The organism is Pseudomonas sp. UC 17F4 (assembly GCF_900101695.1).
Classification (GTDB): Bacteria; Pseudomonadota; Gammaproteobacteria; order Pseudomonadales; family Pseudomonadaceae; genus Aquipseudomonas.
Genome location: NZ_FNKV01000001.1, coordinates 813,239 through 827,637 on the forward strand (window position 1 = coordinate 813,239; position 14,399 = coordinate 827,637).

The following is a 14,399-nucleotide window of genomic DNA, read 5'->3' on the forward strand; positions in this document are numbered from 1 at the left end:
ATGGCCGCCACTGTAATCTTCACGAGAGCGGCCACTCCAATGCCTGAGTCTTTCGAGGAAGTGCGTTATGAAAAAGTGGCAATGTATTGTCTGTGGCCTGGTCTACAACGAAGCTGACGGTTGGCCGGACGACGGCATCGCTCCAGGCACCAGGTGGGAAGACGTACCCGAAGACTGGCTGTGCCCGGACTGCGGTGTCGGCAAGATGGATTTCGAGATGATCGAAATCAACTGATCACATTTCAATCAGATTTCAAGGAAGGCAGCGCATGACGGCTCCAGTGGTGATTGTCGGTACAGGTCTGGCGGGTTACAACCTGGCTCGCGAGTTTCGCAAGCTCGACGGCGATACGCCGTTGTTGCTGATTACCGCCGACGACGGCCGCTCCTACTCCAAGCCGATGCTTTCCACCGGTTTCGCCAAGAACAAGGACGCCGACGGCCTTAGCATGGCCGCACCCGGCGCCATGGCCGAGCAGCTCAAGGCCGAGGTGCGCACCCACACCCGCATCAGCGGCATCGACCCGGGCCACAAACGCCTGTGGATCGGTGAAGAGCAGGTTCACTACCGCGACCTGATCCTGGCCTGGGGCGCCGAAACCGTGCGGGTGCCGGTCGAAGGCGATGCAGGCGAGCTGATCTTCCCGATCAACGACCTCGAAGACTACGCCCGTTTCCGTGCCGCCGCCGCTGGCAAGCAACGGGTGCTGATCCTCGGCGCCGGCCTGATCGGCTGTGAGTTCGCCAACGACATGAGCCTGGGTGGCTATCAGGTCGAGCTGGTGGCGCCGTGCGAGCAGGTCATGCCGACCTTGCTGCACCCGATGGCGGCAGCCGCGGTTCAGGCCGGCCTTCAAGAGCTGGGCGTGCGTTTCCACCTGGGCCCGGTACTGACCCGCCTGCAGCGGCTGGAGCAGGGCCTGGAAGCGCACTTGTCCGACGGCAGTGTGATTGCTTGCGACCTGGTGGTTTCGGCTGTTGGCCTGCGCCCACGCATCGACCTGGCCTCGGCTGCGGGGTTGCAGGTCAATCGCGGCGTAGTGGTTGATCGCCAGCTGCGTACCTCCCACGCCAACATCTTCGCCCTCGGTGATTGCGCCGAAGTCGATGGCCTCAATCTGCTGTATGTGATGCCGTTGATGAGTTGCGCCCGGGCGCTGGCGCAAACCCTGGCCGGCAACCCGACAGCGGTCGCCTACGGGCCGATGCCGGTTACGGTTAAAACCCCGGCCTGCCCGCTGGTGGTGTCGCCTGTGCCCCATGGCCGTGAGGGCCAGTGGAGCGTTGAAGGCCAGGGCGCCGACCTCAAGGTGCTCTGCCATGACGCAGACGGCCAACTGCTGGGCTATGCCCTGACCGGCACCGCCGTCATGGACAAGCTGGCTCTAAATCGGCAACTTCCGGCGCTGATGGCGTAAATAACCGGCGTTCTGTCGGATTTCCCCTGCCTTTGCCCCAACAATGGCCGCCCAGAGACTGGCGCGGCCCCTGAGGGCATGCCATTCTCACTCCGTCTGCCGCAGTTTAGAGCCTGCGGTGCCTTGGGCGCTGTTCTTCAAGAGCAGCACGGCATAACAACAAAAAAACCGTCAAAGAGGCTTCACTATGCGTAAACCAGAACTCGCCGCCGCCATTGCGGAAAAGGCTGATCTCACCAAAGAGCAAGCCAACCGCGTGCTCAACGCCGTGCTCGAAGAAATCACCGGCGCCCTGCACCGCAAGGACAGCGTGACCCTGGTCGGCTTCGGTACCTTCCTGCAGCGCCACCGCGGTGCCCGCACGGGCAAAAACCCGCAAACCGGCGAGCCGGTCAAGATCAAGGCCAGCAACACCGTTGCTTTCAAACCAGGCAAATCCCTGAAGGACAGCGTCAATCCGTGATGCCTCGCACAGATCGATTGCAGTGAAAAACGGGCACCGCACAAGGTGCCCGTTTTTTATTGCCGCCGCCCTGGCATCTGGCTAGCATACGCGGCCGCCGTCGCAAGGACGGGGAAGTGTCCAGGGAGGGCCGTGATGAAGACCGAAGGATTCGCACTAACCGCTAGCGCAGGGCAACGCCATGTATGACGGCTTGACCTTGCCCAACTACCTGGCGGGCGTTGCCGACAGCGACCTGTTCGGCAGCCTGGCCTTTGTCTGCCTGATATTGATACTCACCAGCCTGCACCGACGCTGGCGTGACCAGCTCTGGCATCGACTGCTGACGTTCATTTGCCTGACCACCGTGGTGGTCATGGAACTGGTGGGTTCCTACTATGCGAACCTGCCGCCGGCATGAGCAAAGGCAAAGGGTTGGCCCTGGCGTTGCTGGTACTCCTGCTGCTGCCAGGCGTGACCACGCCGTTGTATTCGAACGCGCTGCTGCTGTGGATGGAGCCTGACAACTTCATCCCCGCCGAATCCTCAATGCTGACCTTCGAGCCCTACCAGATTTCCCAGGGCTCCTCGTCCTACTGGCTGTACGGCCAGGACAAGCACAACTACTACCACTTCACCTACGAAGCCGCGCACCCCTATCGCTATATCCCCCGCGACAACAACTGCCCGGGCTTCGACAGGAACGATGTGCGCAGCTGGTGCCAGGCTTTGCAAGGAAACTCCCGATGATCAAACGCTGGCTGATCGCCCTGGCCGTGCATGCGCTGGCTTGCTTCCTGTTCCTGGTGCTCAACGACATCGGGGTTCATTACTACAAGCAGATCTACGGCGGCTTCACCGCCCGCGGCGTGGCGTCTGGCGCCATTTTCTGGCTGGTGTTCGATGTGATGGTGATCTTCAGCCTGGTGATCGTTTTCGTGCCGCGGCTCAAGCACAAACTCATGATCAATGGCGCGCTGGTGGCGTTGATCATCTACTGGCTGATGCCGGATCACCCGGTGCGTACGATGTTTTTCAGCCCGCTGGCCGGTGGTCTGACTTTCCTGGCGATAATGCTTGCCCACTGGTTGGGCCGGCTGAATGTATTCAACAAGGATCAGTCTTGAAACGTAGGCACTATTTTGCCCTGGCGATGGTTGGGGCATTGGTACTTTGGGTGGGACACAACATCCAGGTATTGATCGACCGGCCAGGCGAAGTCAGGGTGGTCAGCGAATCGGGCCGTTATCTCATGGAGAATGTGCCGGTTGGTGGCTTGCTGGTGCCTTTCGATGACCTGGCCTACCTGCGTTTCATTGACCGCAGCAATCAAAAGCAGGTTTACCGCACGCCGCTGTTCTCGCAGACCTCTTTGGACATGCGCGATTACGAAGACAACGGCACTGTCGGCATCGTCTGGATCAGCTTGTACAAGGCTGATGGGCATATCGAGATCGCCATACCCAACTGGAAGCCCCATTGGCTCAACTACTTCATCAGCAATACGCCCTATGACGTGGCCGACGAGCAGGCCGATTGCCGCAAGCCGGAAAACGCCCTGCGCTTTATCCGCGATGTGCTGGGTTACTGGCTGGGTTTCAGTGACTACTGGTGTACTCCCACTCAACAGCTGATCGACAGAGGCAAACCATGAAAGGCTTTGCGACGACGTGGCGGCAGTGGTTCTGCTCGTTCCTGCTGCTGGCCGGGGCGACAACCTGCGCTGGTGCCCCGGCGGACATGCCGGACTGCTCCGACAACGATTTTGGCGCCTTTTTCGCCGCTTTTGCCCAGAGCGAAGCGCTGCAGCAGTCGCTGGTGGCTGACCCGCTGATCGAGCAGCGGATCTACCCCGGTCGCAAGCAACCGCGTGTGGCGATCCGCAAGCTGGCCCCGGAGCAGCGCCCGTCGCTGGCCTTGCTACAGCCGGCCAAGCGTGCCGCGCTGGGGCTGGTGGTCGAGCAGGAGGGTAGCCGGCAAGTGGTGTTGCACGACACCAAGGGCGAACTGCTCAAGGTCTATACCTTTACCCGCGGCCAATGCTGGGTGTTACAGCGGATCGATGACTGGTCGCTGGCGGGCTTCTTTACCGGGCGCCAGGAGAAGGTTGCCGGCGAGCTGGATGTCGAGCGCGCCAGGCTCTATGAGAATCTGGGCAGGGCAGGGCTCTACGACAACCCTGGGCAACTGATGAACGCCGCCCTCAACAGTCTGCTCAGTGCCGCTACCAAGGGCAACAACGAGGCCGCAGTCCAGGCGGTCATCCTGATTTTTTCAGGGGATGCCGAACGACTGCCGGACTCGACCATCGTGCAGCTCCTGGAGGCGGCTATGGTCACTGAACGGGACGCCGGGGCCATGCTGGCGCACTTCGTTTGCTACGGCGAAGAGTATGCCGAGGACCGGGTCTGCCAGGACCCGGGCAAAGCGCTTCAAGCCTTGCGCCAATCGGCGAAGCTGGAGTCGCCGCGGGGGCTGGTGGAGCTTGGCTTTGCCTACGAGGCAGGCAAGCTTGGCCAGCAGGACAATGACCGCGCCATGGCTTGCTACCAGCAAGCGGCACTGGAGGCCAGCGGTTACCGCGACAGCGCCGTGGACGGTATCAAGCGCCTGAGCGACAAAGGCGTGGTCGAAGACGAGACACAGAAATGCTTGTAACTCGCCCTTACCGCCTGGCAATCGCTCTGGTTGTGCACCTGTTGGCCATTGTCACTTACCTGTGGCTGCACAACACTGGCATGACAATGTACCGGCAGATGGCCGGCGGGCTGATGTCGCGCGGCGTCGCGATCGGCATGGGCATGTACCTGATCTTCTACTTCGTGGTGTTGATGAACCTGGCGATCGCGCTGGTGCCGCGGCTCAAGTGGCGGTTGCTGCTGGCGGCGGCCATTCCTGCCGCAATCCTGCTCTACCTGTTGCCCCAGCATCCGCTGCGCGCAATGTTTTGCAGCGTGCTGGGGTTGTCTACGGCACTGGCGGCTGTCGGCGCGAACCAGTTGATTCTGTACGCGTTGAGCAGGTTCAGGCGTCAGTGAATAACCCGGTTACAAGGCCAACGGCGGCTATCATCGGGTAAAGCGTAGAGAACTATGGCGTTTTTGTAGCGAGACTATAAACTGCTTCGCCAGTCACTTTTTAGCCGAGGCGTGCACATGAAGTTTCGCTTTCTCCTTTGGGCCATGGGCCTGCTGATGGCCAAAGCCAGCCGCAACAACCCTGCCTTTCAGCAGCAACTGGCCGACAAGGACCTGGTGTTCCAGCTGCAGACCCTCGATGGCAAGGCGGCGCGCCATTTCATCGTCAAGGACCTGCGAATCAGCAGCAAATCCGGCACTCACCCTGCGCCAGCTTTCGCTATCGCCTTCAAGGATGCCGCGTTCGGTTTTGCCACCCTGCAGGCCAAGAACAAGCAACTGGCCTTCATGCAGGGGATTCAGGACAAAAGCATCCAGATCAAGGGCAACCCGGCGCTGGTGATCTGGTTCCAGGGCCTGATGAAGTACCTGAAACCGAAAAAGAAGGCCTGACCGCCAAGGTCAGGCTTACGCCTCAGTGCTGGCTGAATTGCGAGGCCAGCTCACGCAGCATGGCTTCGGCTTCCAGCACCTTGTTGACCACGTCCTCGGCTTTTTCGCGGGTCAGGTTCAGACGCTCGAGCAGCTCGTCGGGGATGCTTTCCTGCGGCCCCGAGCCGATTCCGCGCGAGCGCAGCAGGCGTACCGCCAGGCACACCAGGTTGGGGAAGGCGGCGCAGTCGCCGGCATAGGTCGGGTCGTGCTGGAAGCGCAGGGCGGTGGACAGCTCATCCGGCATGTCCCAGTAGCGCATCAGCCAGGCGCCGATCTGCTCGCGGCTGATGCCCAGCAGGTGTTGCTCGACGTAGCTGTGGCACAGGTGCGGGTTGACCTCCAGGTGCCGGCAGATCAGCGAGAAATGCGGCGGGAACACATGCGCCAGCAACAGGTAGCCGAAGTTGTGCAGCAGCCCGGCCAGGTAGGTCAGGCCCGATTCCGGGCGCTCGGCCCGTGGCATGGCCCGGGTCAGGCCCTCGATCACCGCAGCGGTGTAGATCGATTGCTGCCAGTACGGCGTGGTCTGTTGCGGGTGGTCCTTGGGCAAGCTCAGGGTTTTGCCCAGCGCCAGGCCCAGGGCCAGGTTGATCACCAGGTCAAAGCCGAGTACGCGAACGATGGCGTCTTCCACCGAGCGGATCTTGCCCGGTGAGGCGTAGTAGGGCGAAGCCGCCCAGCTGACCACTTGCGCAGCAAGGGCCGGGTCGGTTTCGACCACGCCGGTGATGTCATCGATGGTGGCGTTGGGGTCGACCCGCAGCTTGATGATTTTTTGCGCGGTTTCCGCCAGCGGCGGGATCTCGATGGTGCTTTCCAGGCGCTGCTGGATGCGCCGGGCGGTGAATGCCTGGACGGCCTGGGAAATTTCTTCGCGGTCGTCGTGGGGGCGGTCGAGATTTGGGCGGATGCTGGTCAGCAGTTCGCCGAAGTTGCCGGCGCTGGCCTTGCTGAGCATCTTCTTGAAGTCGTCGCGCTCGATCTCCAGCAACAACCCGGCTTCACCGGAGTGAATCAGCAGGCGCTCGGGACGCAGCAGGCTTTCTTCGTACAGGCACGGTGAGCTGGTCAGCGCCGGAATCCCCGGGAGGATCTTCAGGCCGTGCTTTTCCAGCATGTGGCGCAGGCGTTCCAGCGGTACCGCAGCCAGCTTGCGGCCGGTCAGCTCGGTCAGGCGGCTGAGGTCGAGCAACTGGTTTTGCGGGAACAGCACCATCAACGCGCCGACTTCGTCGTCCAGCAGTACGGCCTGCACTTTGGCGGCGGCCGGCAGCTGCGGATGGTCGGTCACTTCGCGGTAGGCGATGCCGAGCTTGTCGAGCAGCAACCGGATAACAGACGGAGCGTGGGGGGTTGCGGTGTCCAGAGCAACTTCAGTCATGGTCTGTATCCAAAATTTTTTCAATCGCATGAGTATAACCAGCTTGAACCCCGGGCTGGCCGCAATCTGGGACGGGCGTCACACTTGGCCGTATTGCTGGCCGTGGCGCAGCCAGCGTTCCAGCAAGGGGCTGACGTGTGACGGCCAGCGGGCCAGCAGGGCCTGGGCGGCGTCGCGCACGGCGGGCAGCAGGTCAGCGTCGCGCATCAGGTCAGCGACCTTGAATTGCAGCAGGCCGGTCTGGCGGGTGCCGAGCATTTCACCCGGGCCGCGCAGCTCCAGGTCTTTCTCGGCGATGATGAAGCCGTCGTTGGTCTCGCGCATGATCCCCAGGCGTTCGCGGCCGATCTGCGACAGCGGCGGGTGATACAGCAGCACGCAATGGCTCACCGCGCTGCCCCGGCCAACCCGGCCGCGCAGCTGGTGCAATTGGGCCAGGCCCAGACGCTCGGGGTTCTCGATGATCATCAGGCTGGCATTGGGCACGTCGACACCAACCTCGATCACCGTGGTTGCCACCAGCAGCTGCAAATTGCCCTGCTTGAATTCGGCCATCACCGCGGCTTTCTCCGCAGGTTTCATGCGCCCGTGAATCAGGCCGACACGCAACTCGCCCAAGGCGCTGCTAAGTTCCTCGTAAGTGGTTTCGGCGGCCTGGCAGGTGAGCTCTTCAGATTCTTCGATCAGGGTGCAGACCCAGTAGGTCTGGCGCCCTTCGGCGCAGGCCGCGCGCACCCGCTCGACCACTTCGAAGCGCCGGCTGTCGGTTACCAGCACGGTGTTGACCGGGGTGCGGCCTGGCGGCAATTCGTCGAGGATCGAGGTGTCCAGGTCGGCATAGGCGCTCATGGCCAGGGTGCGCGGGATCGGCGTGGCGGTCATGATCAGCTGGTGCGGGCACAGTTGACCGCCCACGCCTTTCTGGCGCAGGGCCAGGCGCTGCTGCACGCCGAAGCGGTGCTGTTCGTCGATGATCGCCAGGGCCAGGTTCTTGAACTTCACTTCTTCCTGGAACAGGGCATGGGTGCCAACCACCATCGGGGCGCCGGCGGCGATCTGTTCCAGGGCGCTGCTGCGTGCCTTGCCCTTGAGCTTGCCGGCCAGCCAGGCGACTTCGATGCCCAGCGGCTCCAGCCAGCGCTTGAAGGTGATGAAATGCTGCTCGGCGAGGATCTCAGTGGGTGCCATCAGCGCCACCTGGTAACCGGCTTCCAGCGCTTGCAGGGCAGCGAGGGCAGCGACCACGGTCTTGCCGGCGCCGACATCGCCTTGCACCAGGCGCAGCATCGGCTCTGGCTGGCTGAGGTCGTAGGCGATCTCGTTGCCCACGCGTTGCTGGGCACCGGTTGGTGCAAAGCCGAGGTTGGCCAGGTACTGCTGGGGCAAGCGGCTGGCCTTGGGCAATACCGGCGCACGCTGGGCGCGCAGGCTTTCGCGCAGGCGCTGCTGGGACAGCTGGTGGGTCAGCAGCTCTTCGAACGCCAGGCGGTGCTGGGCCCAATGGTGGCCTTCGGCGAGCTCATCGACGTCGGCATCGGCCGGTGGGTGGTGCAGGTAGCGGATCGCATCGTCCAGCGGCGCCAGTTGGTAATCCCGGGCCAGTTCGTCCGGTAGCCAGTCCGGCAGGCTGCGCGGGCCGAGCAGGGCCAGGCTCTGCTGGCACAGCTGGCGCAGGCGCTGCTGGGTCAGGCCTTCGGTGGTCGGGTAGATCGGGGTCAGGGTCTGCTCCACCGGGGCCGGCTCGTCGCCGGTCAGCGCGCGGTATTCCGGGTGGTAGATTTCCAGCCCGGAAGCACCCGGGCGCGCTTCACCGTAGCAGCGCAGGTGGGTGCCGCGCTTGAGGCCTTCCTTCTGCGCGTTGCTGAAGTGGTAGAAGCGCAGGCTCAGAACGCCGCTGCCGTCGCCCAGGCGCACCAGCAGGCTGCGGCGCTTGCCCATGACCACGTCGGTGCCACTGACCACGCCTTCGATCACTGCATCCTGGCCCGGGCGCAGGGCGCCGATGGGCACCACGCGGGTGCGGTCCTGATAGCGCAGCGGCAGGTGGAACAGCACGTCCTGGAGGTTCTCCAGGCCGACCTTGGCGAGTTTTTCGGCCATGGCCTCGCCGACTCCCTTGAGCGCGGTCACCGAGACCTGGGACAACTCCGGCATGGTGCTTTCCTACTGGCTCGCGGCGGGTTTGGCGACCGAGCACAGGCGGATCGAGTCAGCGAGGATCTCGATGGCCTTGGGCCGCGGGAAGCTGGCGCGCCAGGCGATGGCCACGGTCCGAAACGGCGCCGGTGGGCTCAGCGGGCGCACTTCGATCACGCCCGGGGCGTAATGGTGGCTGTGCACTGCCGACAGCGGCAGGATCGATACGCCCAGGCCCGAAGCGACCATGTGGCGAATGGTTTCCAGCGAGCTGGACTCGACCGTGGTGTGCTTGGCGCCGTCGCTGCCTTTGGCCAGGGTCGGGCACGCCTCGAGCACCTGGTCACGGAAGCAGTGGCCTTCACCGAGCAGCAGCAGGCTCTTGTCGTTGAGCAGGCTGGCGTCGATGGTTTCTTTCTGGGTCCATGGATGCTCGCTGGGCATCAGCACGTAGAACGGCTCGTCGTACAGCGGCAGGGTCAGTACGTCGGCTTCGTTGAACGGCAGGGCGATGATCACTGCGTCCAGCTCGCCATTGCGCAGCTTGTCGCGCAGGATGTGGGTGAAGTTCTCTTCGATGTACAACGGCATCTGCGGGGCGACCCGGTGCAGTTGCGGGATCAGGTGCGGGAACAGGTAGGGGCCGACGGTGTAGATCGCGCCGACTTTCAGCGGGGCGGTCAGCTGGTTCTTGCCGGCCTGGGCCAGCTCGCGAATGCCCTGGGCCTGCTCGAGTACCTTTTGCGCCTGGGCAACGATGCCTTCGCCGACCGGGGTCAGGCGTACCGCGCTTTTACTGCGCTCGAAGATCAGTACACCCAGCTCGTCCTCAAGCTTCTTGACGCCGACCGACAGGGTCGGCTGGCTGACGTGGCAGCGTTCGGCGGCGTGGCCGAAGTGCTGCTCCTGGGCGAGGGTGACGATGTAGCGCAATTCTGTGAGGGTCATAACGTGCGTCCATGAAGTTGCGGCCCCAGCATAGCGGCTGCAATCGATAGACGCACGTTATCAGACTTGCTCGTTTGTGACAGAAACAAAGCGTTAGCGTTTGTCCAGCGAGTAGACGAAAGGCGCGATCACTTCAATGCTGCCGTTGTTGAGCAGTTCTTTAGGCGGCGGTGGCACCGGTTGCGCGCGACGGATCATCTCCAGGGTCGCCCGATCCAGTGCCGCGCTGCCCGATCCACCAGCCAGGGCATAGGAGAGGATCTTGCCCTCGCCATCGACCACGAAGCGCAGGCGGTTGATGCCTTCCATACGCATGCGCCGGGCGTTTTCCGGGTAGCGCTTGTACTTCGCCAGGTGTCGCAGCAGATCGCTCTGCCAGGTCGGCAGGGCATTGCTGTTGGTGGCGATGCTCGGCGCCGGAGCCGCCGATTTCTGCGACGGTGCGGTGGTTGGCGGTGTATCGACCACTTCCTCGTCGGCCGGCTTTTCCTGCGGCGGCTCAGGCTTTTTCTCGGGCTTGGGCGGCTGCGGTTTGGCCTTTGGCTTGACCTGCTTGGCAATGGCGATTTTCGGTTTCGGCGCCTCGGCCAGTTTCGGCAGCGGCGGTTCTTCGACCGGCGCTGGCGGCTGTGGCGGGGTGACCACCTTGGGTGGAGGTGGCGGGGCCGGTTCGGGCATCGGGGCCATTTCGATCATCATTGCCGCAGGCGGCAACTCGATCGCTTGGGGCACCGACCAATTGAGCGTCAGCAACACGGCAACGGCATGGATACCCAGCACAATCGCCAGACTACTGCTGTAACGCGCCAGCTTATGCCGCGTCTTGATCATTTCTTGGCTGCCGTCTCAAGGCCGACCAGACCGACTTTCAGGTAACCGGCCGCGCGCAGCGTGTTCATGACTTCCATCAGATCGCCGTAATCGACACCTTTATCGGCCTGGAAGAAGATCGTGGTGTCCTTGTCGCCCTTGGTCTTGGCGTCGAGAATCGCGCCGAGCTGGTCACGCTGGACCTGCTCGTCACCGACGTACAGGTTCTGGTCAGCCTTGACGCTGAGGAACACCGGCTTCTCGGGCCTCGGCGCCGGTTTTGCGGTCGAGGCTGGCAGGTCGACCTTGATGTCGACGGTTGCCAGCGGCGCTGCCACCATGAAGATGATCAGCAGGACCAACATGACGTCGATGAACGGCGTGACGTTGATTTCGTGGTTTTCGGCGAGGTCGTCGCCACCTTCGTTAAGATGCAGGCCCATGGCTTAGCCCACTTTAACCATGTGAGGTGCCGCGGCGCGATCGCCTGGCTGGTGGTCCAGGTCGCGGCTGACCAGCAGCAGGACTTCGGCCGAGGCATCGGACACCTGCGCCTTGTAACCGGCAATGGAGCGGGCGAAGACGTTGTAAATGACCACCGCAGGGATCGCTGCGACCAGGCCCAGGGCGGTGGCCAGCAGGGCTTCGGCGATACCCGGGGCAACCACGGCGAGGTTGGTGGTCTGGGTCTTGGCGATGCCGATGAAGCTGTTCATGATGCCCCAGACGGTACCGAACAGACCGACGAACGGCGCGGTGGAACCGATGGTGGCGAGGACGCCGGTGCCGCTGCTCATGTTGCGGCCGCTGGCAGCTACCAGGCGCTCAAGGCGGAAGCTGACGCGCTCCTTGATGCCTTCTTTCTCGCGGGTATTGGCCGACAGGCGCATTTCATCCAGGGCATCGTGAACCAGGATGTGGGCCAGGGTGCCTTCTTTGTTGGCACTGTCGCTGGCTTCCTTGAGGGTGGTGGCACGCTTGAGGGCGGCGATCTCGCCACGCAGACGACGCTTGGCGCCCAGCAGCTCGAAGCCTTTGGCGATCCAGATGGTCCAGGTAATGATCGAGGCGATGGCCAGGCCGATCATGACGATCTTCACCACGATGTCGGCGTTCTTGTACATGCCCCATGGCGACAGGTCGTGGGCCATGCCCAGGCTGGTATCTTCAACCAGTGCTTCAACGCTTTCGTCAGCCGGGCTGGCGGCCTGGCCATCAACCGGAGCAACAGCAGGCGCGGCAGCCGGATCGGTCGGCGCAGCAGCCTGTTCGGCACCCGGTGCGGCCGGTGCAACGGCGGCGGCTGGAGTGGCGGGTGCGGTGGTCGGCTCATCGGCCAGGGCGGCGGGTGCCATCACCAGGCTGAGCATCAGCGCGGCAACGGCGCGCCATGCGCGCGACGTGGTTGGCGAAGCGGAAGGTTGGATACGTGTCATGCTGGCCTGACCTGATGAAGAAGAAAGAGGTGGTTGTCCTTCCAGGCCTCGAGACAGGCCGAGAACAAAATTGGGTGGCCATTATTGCAAGTAATTCTTGTTAGCAGAAGTAATAAAGTTACTTTTTTTCCATCATAGCTAGCCGCCTATCGATTTATTTGGATAGGCTGGGCCTTTGATTTGCGGAGTTTCAGGATGTCTGCGCCCTCAGTTCTGATCGTCGGTTGTGGCGATGTCGGTGGCCGTCTGGCCAAGCAATTGCTGGCCTCTGGCTGGCCGGTGAGCGGCTTGCGCCGCAGTGTTGGCCAATTGCCAGAGGGGGTGACGGCGATCGCTGCCGACTTGAATGACTCGCGTTGCCCGGCCGACTGGCCGGTTGACGCTCCGGATTACCTGGTCTACAGCGTTGCCGCCAGCCAGCATGACGAAGCCGGTTATCAGGCCGCTTATGTCGAGGGCCTGCGCAACGTGCTGGCCTGGCTGGCCGAGCGCGGGCAAAAGCCGCGGCGCCTGCTGTTTGTCTCGAGCAGCAGCGTGTATGCGCAGAAGGACGGCGAGTGGATTGACGAAACTGCTGCCGTGGCGCCTGAAGGCTATTCGGGCAAGGTCATGCTCGAAGCCGAGCAACTGGCCCTGGCCAGCGGCATCCCGGCGACCATCGTGCGCCTTACGGGCATCTACGGCCCGGGTCGCGAATGGCTGCTCAGCCAGGTCCGCCAGGGTTATCGAGTAACCGAAGAGCCGCCGCTGTACGGCAACCGCATTCACGCTGAAGATGCTGCCGGGCTGCTGGCGTTCTTGCTCAAGAGCGATCAGCAAGGCAAGGCTGTGGACGACTGCTACATCGGTGTCGATGACGCGCCGGCGCCGCTGTTTGACGTGGTTGCCTGGCTGCGCGAGTACATGGGCGTTACCCAGTGGTCGGAACAGGAGCGGGTGCGCCGTGCCGGCAGCAAGCGCTGCAGCAACGCCCGGGCCCGGGCACTGGGCTGGGCGCCACAGTACCCAAGCTACAAGGAAGGCTATGCGGCCATCCTTGCCGGTAGCAATTAACCCTTACTGACGCTCAAGCAGCCAGCGACGAGGGCCAGGTTGCAGATCGGGCATCTCGTCGGCCTGGGCCTTGTTGACGGCCTGGAAGATTTCCAGCTGTTTGCCGTCACGCGTGAAAATCCACGGGTTGCCCTGCTGGTTGCGTTCCAGCCACAGGCTGTCGTGCTCGCCGCTCATGGCCGCGCAATCACCAGCCAGGCACAGCGCGTAGCGATCCAGGCCGGGCAGGCCGTCGAGGCTGCCGTTGGCGCGAAAATGCGCCACTGCACCCTGTCCCGGGCCCTCGATAATCTTCCAGTCGCCACCCATGTAAGCCTTGTACAGCTCGGTTTCAAAGGTGGTGCCAGCTGGCGCATCAATGGGTGCCGGGGTTTCGGCGCGCTGGAAGCTCTGCTGCGGGTTGGCGTCACTGGCCGTTTGAACCAGTTCGTCGCCGTCCAGGCTCAGCGTCTCGGCGTAGTTACCGTAGAAATCGACTTCCCACTGGCCATCTTTGAGCGCCTTGAGCTTGCCGTCGCCCGCTTCAAAGCCATTGCTGAAGGTGGCCTGGCTGGCGGCAACGTTGACCTTCCACTCAAGGTTCGGGCCGTTGGCGAGCAGGGCCTGGCGCAGGTTGGAGCCTTTGGCGGCAGCGTCGATGGCGTTCTGGTTGATCCAGGTACCGTTGAGGTCTTCCGGGCTGTGGCTGGCGCAGCCGCTCAACAGGGTGGCGAGCAGCGACAGGGCGAGCGCGTAGCGCATGGCGGGGGTCCTTGCAGGGGCGGGGGATGAGGGCGCACCGGGCGGCGCGCCCTCGGGGGTGTTACTCGATGACCAGGATGGCATCCATTTCAACCTGCGAGCCTTTCGGCAGGGCAGCAACGCCAATGGCGGCGCGGGCCGGGTACGGCTGGTCGAAGTACTTGCCCATGATCTCGTTGACCTTGGCGAAGTGGCTGAGGTCGGTGAGGAAGATGTTCAGCTTGACGATGTCCTTGAACGAACCGCCAGCGGCTTCAGCAACGGCTTTGAGGTTTTCGAAGACCTGGACGGTCTGGGCTTCGAAGCCTTCGACCAGTTCCATGGTTTTCGGGTCCAGCGGGATCTGCCCGGACATGTACACCGTGTTGCCGGCCTTGATCGCCTGGGAATAGGTGCCGATGGCGGCTGGGGCCTTGTCACTGGTGATGACGGTCTTGGTCATGATGACTCCTTGCTGTTATT

Annotated in this window: 19 protein-coding genes; 11 read left to right on the forward strand and 8 right to left on the reverse strand. The window is 63.0% G+C overall.

Annotated features, from left to right (window positions below):
• Positions 1 to 67: 67 nt before the first annotated feature.
• From BLR26_RS03625 to BLR26_RS03670, 10 genes are all read left to right on the forward strand, one after another.
• Complete coding sequence (locus tag BLR26_RS03625; RefSeq protein WP_045199533.1) at positions 68 to 235, forward strand: rubredoxin; 168 nt, start codon at positions 68 to 70, stop codon at positions 233 to 235.
• 34 nt (positions 236 to 269) lie between these two features.
• Positions 270 to 1,418, forward strand: a complete 1,149-nt coding sequence (locus tag BLR26_RS03630; RefSeq protein WP_093377970.1) for an NAD(P)/FAD-dependent oxidoreductase — start codon at positions 270 to 272, stop codon at positions 1,416 to 1,418.
• A 187-nt stretch (positions 1,419 to 1,605) separates the two neighbouring features.
• Positions 1,606 to 1,881, forward strand: coding sequence for an HU family DNA-binding protein (locus BLR26_RS03635; protein WP_003213368.1), 276 nt, complete (start codon positions 1,606 to 1,608; stop codon positions 1,879 to 1,881).
• A 181-nt stretch (positions 1,882 to 2,062) separates the two neighbouring features.
• Positions 2,063 to 2,281, forward strand: a complete 219-nt coding sequence (locus tag BLR26_RS03640) for a hypothetical protein (protein ID WP_045199537.1) — start codon at positions 2,063 to 2,065, stop codon at positions 2,279 to 2,281.
• Positions 2,278 to 2,610, forward strand: a complete 333-nt coding sequence (locus tag BLR26_RS03645) for a hypothetical protein (RefSeq protein ID WP_045199539.1) — start codon at positions 2,278 to 2,280, stop codon at positions 2,608 to 2,610. The genes BLR26_RS03640 and BLR26_RS03645 overlap by 4 nt, the downstream gene beginning before the upstream one ends.
• On the forward strand, positions 2,607 to 2,987 hold the full coding sequence (locus BLR26_RS03650; RefSeq protein WP_093377974.1) for a hypothetical protein: 381 nt from the start codon (positions 2,607 to 2,609) through the stop codon (positions 2,985 to 2,987). The genes BLR26_RS03645 and BLR26_RS03650 overlap by 4 nt, the downstream gene beginning before the upstream one ends.
• Positions 2,984 to 3,514, forward strand: a complete 531-nt coding sequence (locus BLR26_RS03655; RefSeq protein ID WP_093377979.1) for a hypothetical protein — start codon at positions 2,984 to 2,986, stop codon at positions 3,512 to 3,514. Before BLR26_RS03650 ends, BLR26_RS03655 begins: the two co-directional genes overlap by 4 nt.
• Complete coding sequence (locus BLR26_RS03660) at positions 3,511 to 4,518, forward strand: SEL1-like repeat protein (RefSeq protein WP_093377984.1); 1,008 nt, start codon at positions 3,511 to 3,513, stop codon at positions 4,516 to 4,518. Before BLR26_RS03655 ends, BLR26_RS03660 begins: the two co-directional genes overlap by 4 nt.
• Positions 4,509 to 4,898, forward strand: coding sequence for a hypothetical protein (locus BLR26_RS03665; RefSeq protein ID WP_045199545.1), 390 nt, complete (start codon positions 4,509 to 4,511; stop codon positions 4,896 to 4,898). Before BLR26_RS03660 ends, BLR26_RS03665 begins: the two co-directional genes overlap by 10 nt.
• A 117-nt stretch (positions 4,899 to 5,015) precedes the next feature.
• Complete coding sequence (locus BLR26_RS03670) at positions 5,016 to 5,390, forward strand: helicase (protein WP_045199547.1); 375 nt, start codon at positions 5,016 to 5,018, stop codon at positions 5,388 to 5,390.
• Between the two features lie 22 nt (positions 5,391 to 5,412).
• On the opposite strand, the gene BLR26_RS03675 is transcribed toward BLR26_RS03670, so the two are convergent.
• The 6 genes from BLR26_RS03675 to exbB all read right to left on the reverse strand — a co-directional run bounded on the left by BLR26_RS03675 (position 5,413) and on the right by exbB (position 12,143).
• Positions 5,413 to 6,813 (reverse strand): aminoacyl-tRNA deacylase and HDOD domain-containing protein, encoded by a 1,401-nt coding sequence (locus BLR26_RS03675; protein WP_045199549.1) that lies wholly within the window; start codon positions 6,811 to 6,813, stop codon positions 5,413 to 5,415.
• Between the two features lie 78 nt (positions 6,814 to 6,891).
• Positions 6,892 to 8,967 carry an ATP-dependent DNA helicase RecG gene (gene recG / locus BLR26_RS03680; protein WP_093377989.1) on the reverse strand — a complete coding sequence of 692 codons (2,076 nt, stop codon included), beginning with the start codon at positions 8,965 to 8,967 and terminating at the stop codon, positions 6,892 to 6,894.
• A gap of 9 nt (positions 8,968 to 8,976) precedes the next feature.
• Positions 8,977 to 9,897 (reverse strand): hydrogen peroxide-inducible genes activator, encoded by a 921-nt coding sequence (locus tag BLR26_RS03685; protein ID WP_045199553.1) that lies wholly within the window; start codon positions 9,895 to 9,897, stop codon positions 8,977 to 8,979.
• Positions 9,898 to 9,990: 93 nt separating this feature from the next.
• Complete coding sequence (locus BLR26_RS03690; protein WP_045199555.1) at positions 9,991 to 10,728, reverse strand: energy transducer TonB; 738 nt, start codon at positions 10,726 to 10,728, stop codon at positions 9,991 to 9,993.
• Positions 10,725 to 11,150, reverse strand: coding sequence for a TonB system transport protein ExbD (gene exbD / locus BLR26_RS03695; protein ID WP_045199557.1), 426 nt, complete (start codon positions 11,148 to 11,150; stop codon positions 10,725 to 10,727). Before exbD ends, BLR26_RS03690 begins: the two co-directional genes overlap by 4 nt.
• Before the next feature lie 3 nt (positions 11,151 to 11,153).
• Positions 11,154 to 12,143 carry a tonB-system energizer ExbB gene (exbB, locus tag BLR26_RS03700; protein WP_093377992.1) on the reverse strand — a complete coding sequence of 330 codons (990 nt, stop codon included), beginning with the start codon at positions 12,141 to 12,143 and terminating at the stop codon, positions 11,154 to 11,156.
• 195 nt (positions 12,144 to 12,338) lie between these two features.
• Here exbB and BLR26_RS03705 point away from each other — a divergent pair, with 195 nt between their 5' ends.
• Positions 12,339 to 13,196 carry an SDR family oxidoreductase gene (locus tag BLR26_RS03705; RefSeq protein ID WP_093377997.1) on the forward strand — a complete coding sequence of 286 codons (858 nt, stop codon included), beginning with the start codon at positions 12,339 to 12,341 and terminating at the stop codon, positions 13,194 to 13,196.
• A 3-nt stretch (positions 13,197 to 13,199) separates the two neighbouring features.
• On the opposite strand, the gene BLR26_RS03710 is transcribed toward BLR26_RS03705, so the two are convergent.
• On the reverse strand, positions 13,200 to 13,937 hold the full coding sequence (locus BLR26_RS03710) for a hypothetical protein (protein WP_093378001.1): 738 nt from the start codon (positions 13,935 to 13,937) through the stop codon (positions 13,200 to 13,202).
• 61 nt (positions 13,938 to 13,998) lie between these two features.
• A complete protein-coding gene (locus BLR26_RS03715) occupies positions 13,999 to 14,379 on the reverse strand; it encodes a RidA family protein (protein WP_003229509.1) in 381 nt (126 codons plus the stop codon).
• Positions 14,380 to 14,399 lie beyond the last annotated feature (20 nt).

Coding starts and splice junctions, on each gene's coding strand:
- BLR26_RS03625 (WP_045199533.1), top strand. CDS start 68: ATGAAAAAGTGGCAATGTATTGTCTGTGGCCTGGTCTACAACGAAGCT.
- BLR26_RS03630 (WP_093377970.1), top strand. CDS start 270: ATGACGGCTCCAGTGGTGATTGTCGGTACAGGTCTGGCGGGTTACAAC.
- BLR26_RS03635 (WP_003213368.1), top strand. CDS start 1,606: ATGCGTAAACCAGAACTCGCCGCCGCCATTGCGGAAAAGGCTGATCTC.
- BLR26_RS03640 (WP_045199537.1), top strand. CDS start 2,063: ATGTATGACGGCTTGACCTTGCCCAACTACCTGGCGGGCGTTGCCGAC.
- BLR26_RS03645 (WP_045199539.1), top strand. CDS start 2,278: ATGAGCAAAGGCAAAGGGTTGGCCCTGGCGTTGCTGGTACTCCTGCTG.
- BLR26_RS03650 (WP_093377974.1), top strand. CDS start 2,607: ATGATCAAACGCTGGCTGATCGCCCTGGCCGTGCATGCGCTGGCTTGC.
- BLR26_RS03660 (WP_093377984.1), top strand. CDS start 3,511: ATGAAAGGCTTTGCGACGACGTGGCGGCAGTGGTTCTGCTCGTTCCTG.
- BLR26_RS03665 (WP_045199545.1), top strand. CDS start 4,509: ATGCTTGTAACTCGCCCTTACCGCCTGGCAATCGCTCTGGTTGTGCAC.
- BLR26_RS03670 (WP_045199547.1), top strand. CDS start 5,016: ATGAAGTTTCGCTTTCTCCTTTGGGCCATGGGCCTGCTGATGGCCAAA.
- BLR26_RS03675 (WP_045199549.1), bottom strand. CDS start 6,813: ATGACTGAAGTTGCTCTGGACACCGCAACCCCCCACGCTCCGTCTGTT.
- recG (WP_093377989.1), bottom strand. CDS start 8,967: ATGCCGGAGTTGTCCCAGGTCTCGGTGACCGCGCTCAAGGGAGTCGGC.
- BLR26_RS03685 (WP_045199553.1), bottom strand. CDS start 9,897: ATGACCCTCACAGAATTGCGCTACATCGTCACCCTCGCCCAGGAGCAG.
- BLR26_RS03690 (WP_045199555.1), bottom strand. CDS start 10,728: ATGATCAAGACGCGGCATAAGCTGGCGCGTTACAGCAGTAGTCTGGCG.
- exbD (WP_045199557.1), bottom strand. CDS start 11,150: ATGGGCCTGCATCTTAACGAAGGTGGCGACGACCTCGCCGAAAACCAC.
- exbB (WP_093377992.1), bottom strand. CDS start 12,143: ATGACACGTATCCAACCTTCCGCTTCGCCAACCACGTCGCGCGCATGG.
- BLR26_RS03705 (WP_093377997.1), top strand. CDS start 12,339: ATGTCTGCGCCCTCAGTTCTGATCGTCGGTTGTGGCGATGTCGGTGGC.
- BLR26_RS03710 (WP_093378001.1), bottom strand. CDS start 13,937: ATGCGCTACGCGCTCGCCCTGTCGCTGCTCGCCACCCTGTTGAGCGGC.
- BLR26_RS03715 (WP_003229509.1), bottom strand. CDS start 14,379: ATGACCAAGACCGTCATCACCAGTGACAAGGCCCCAGCCGCCATCGGC.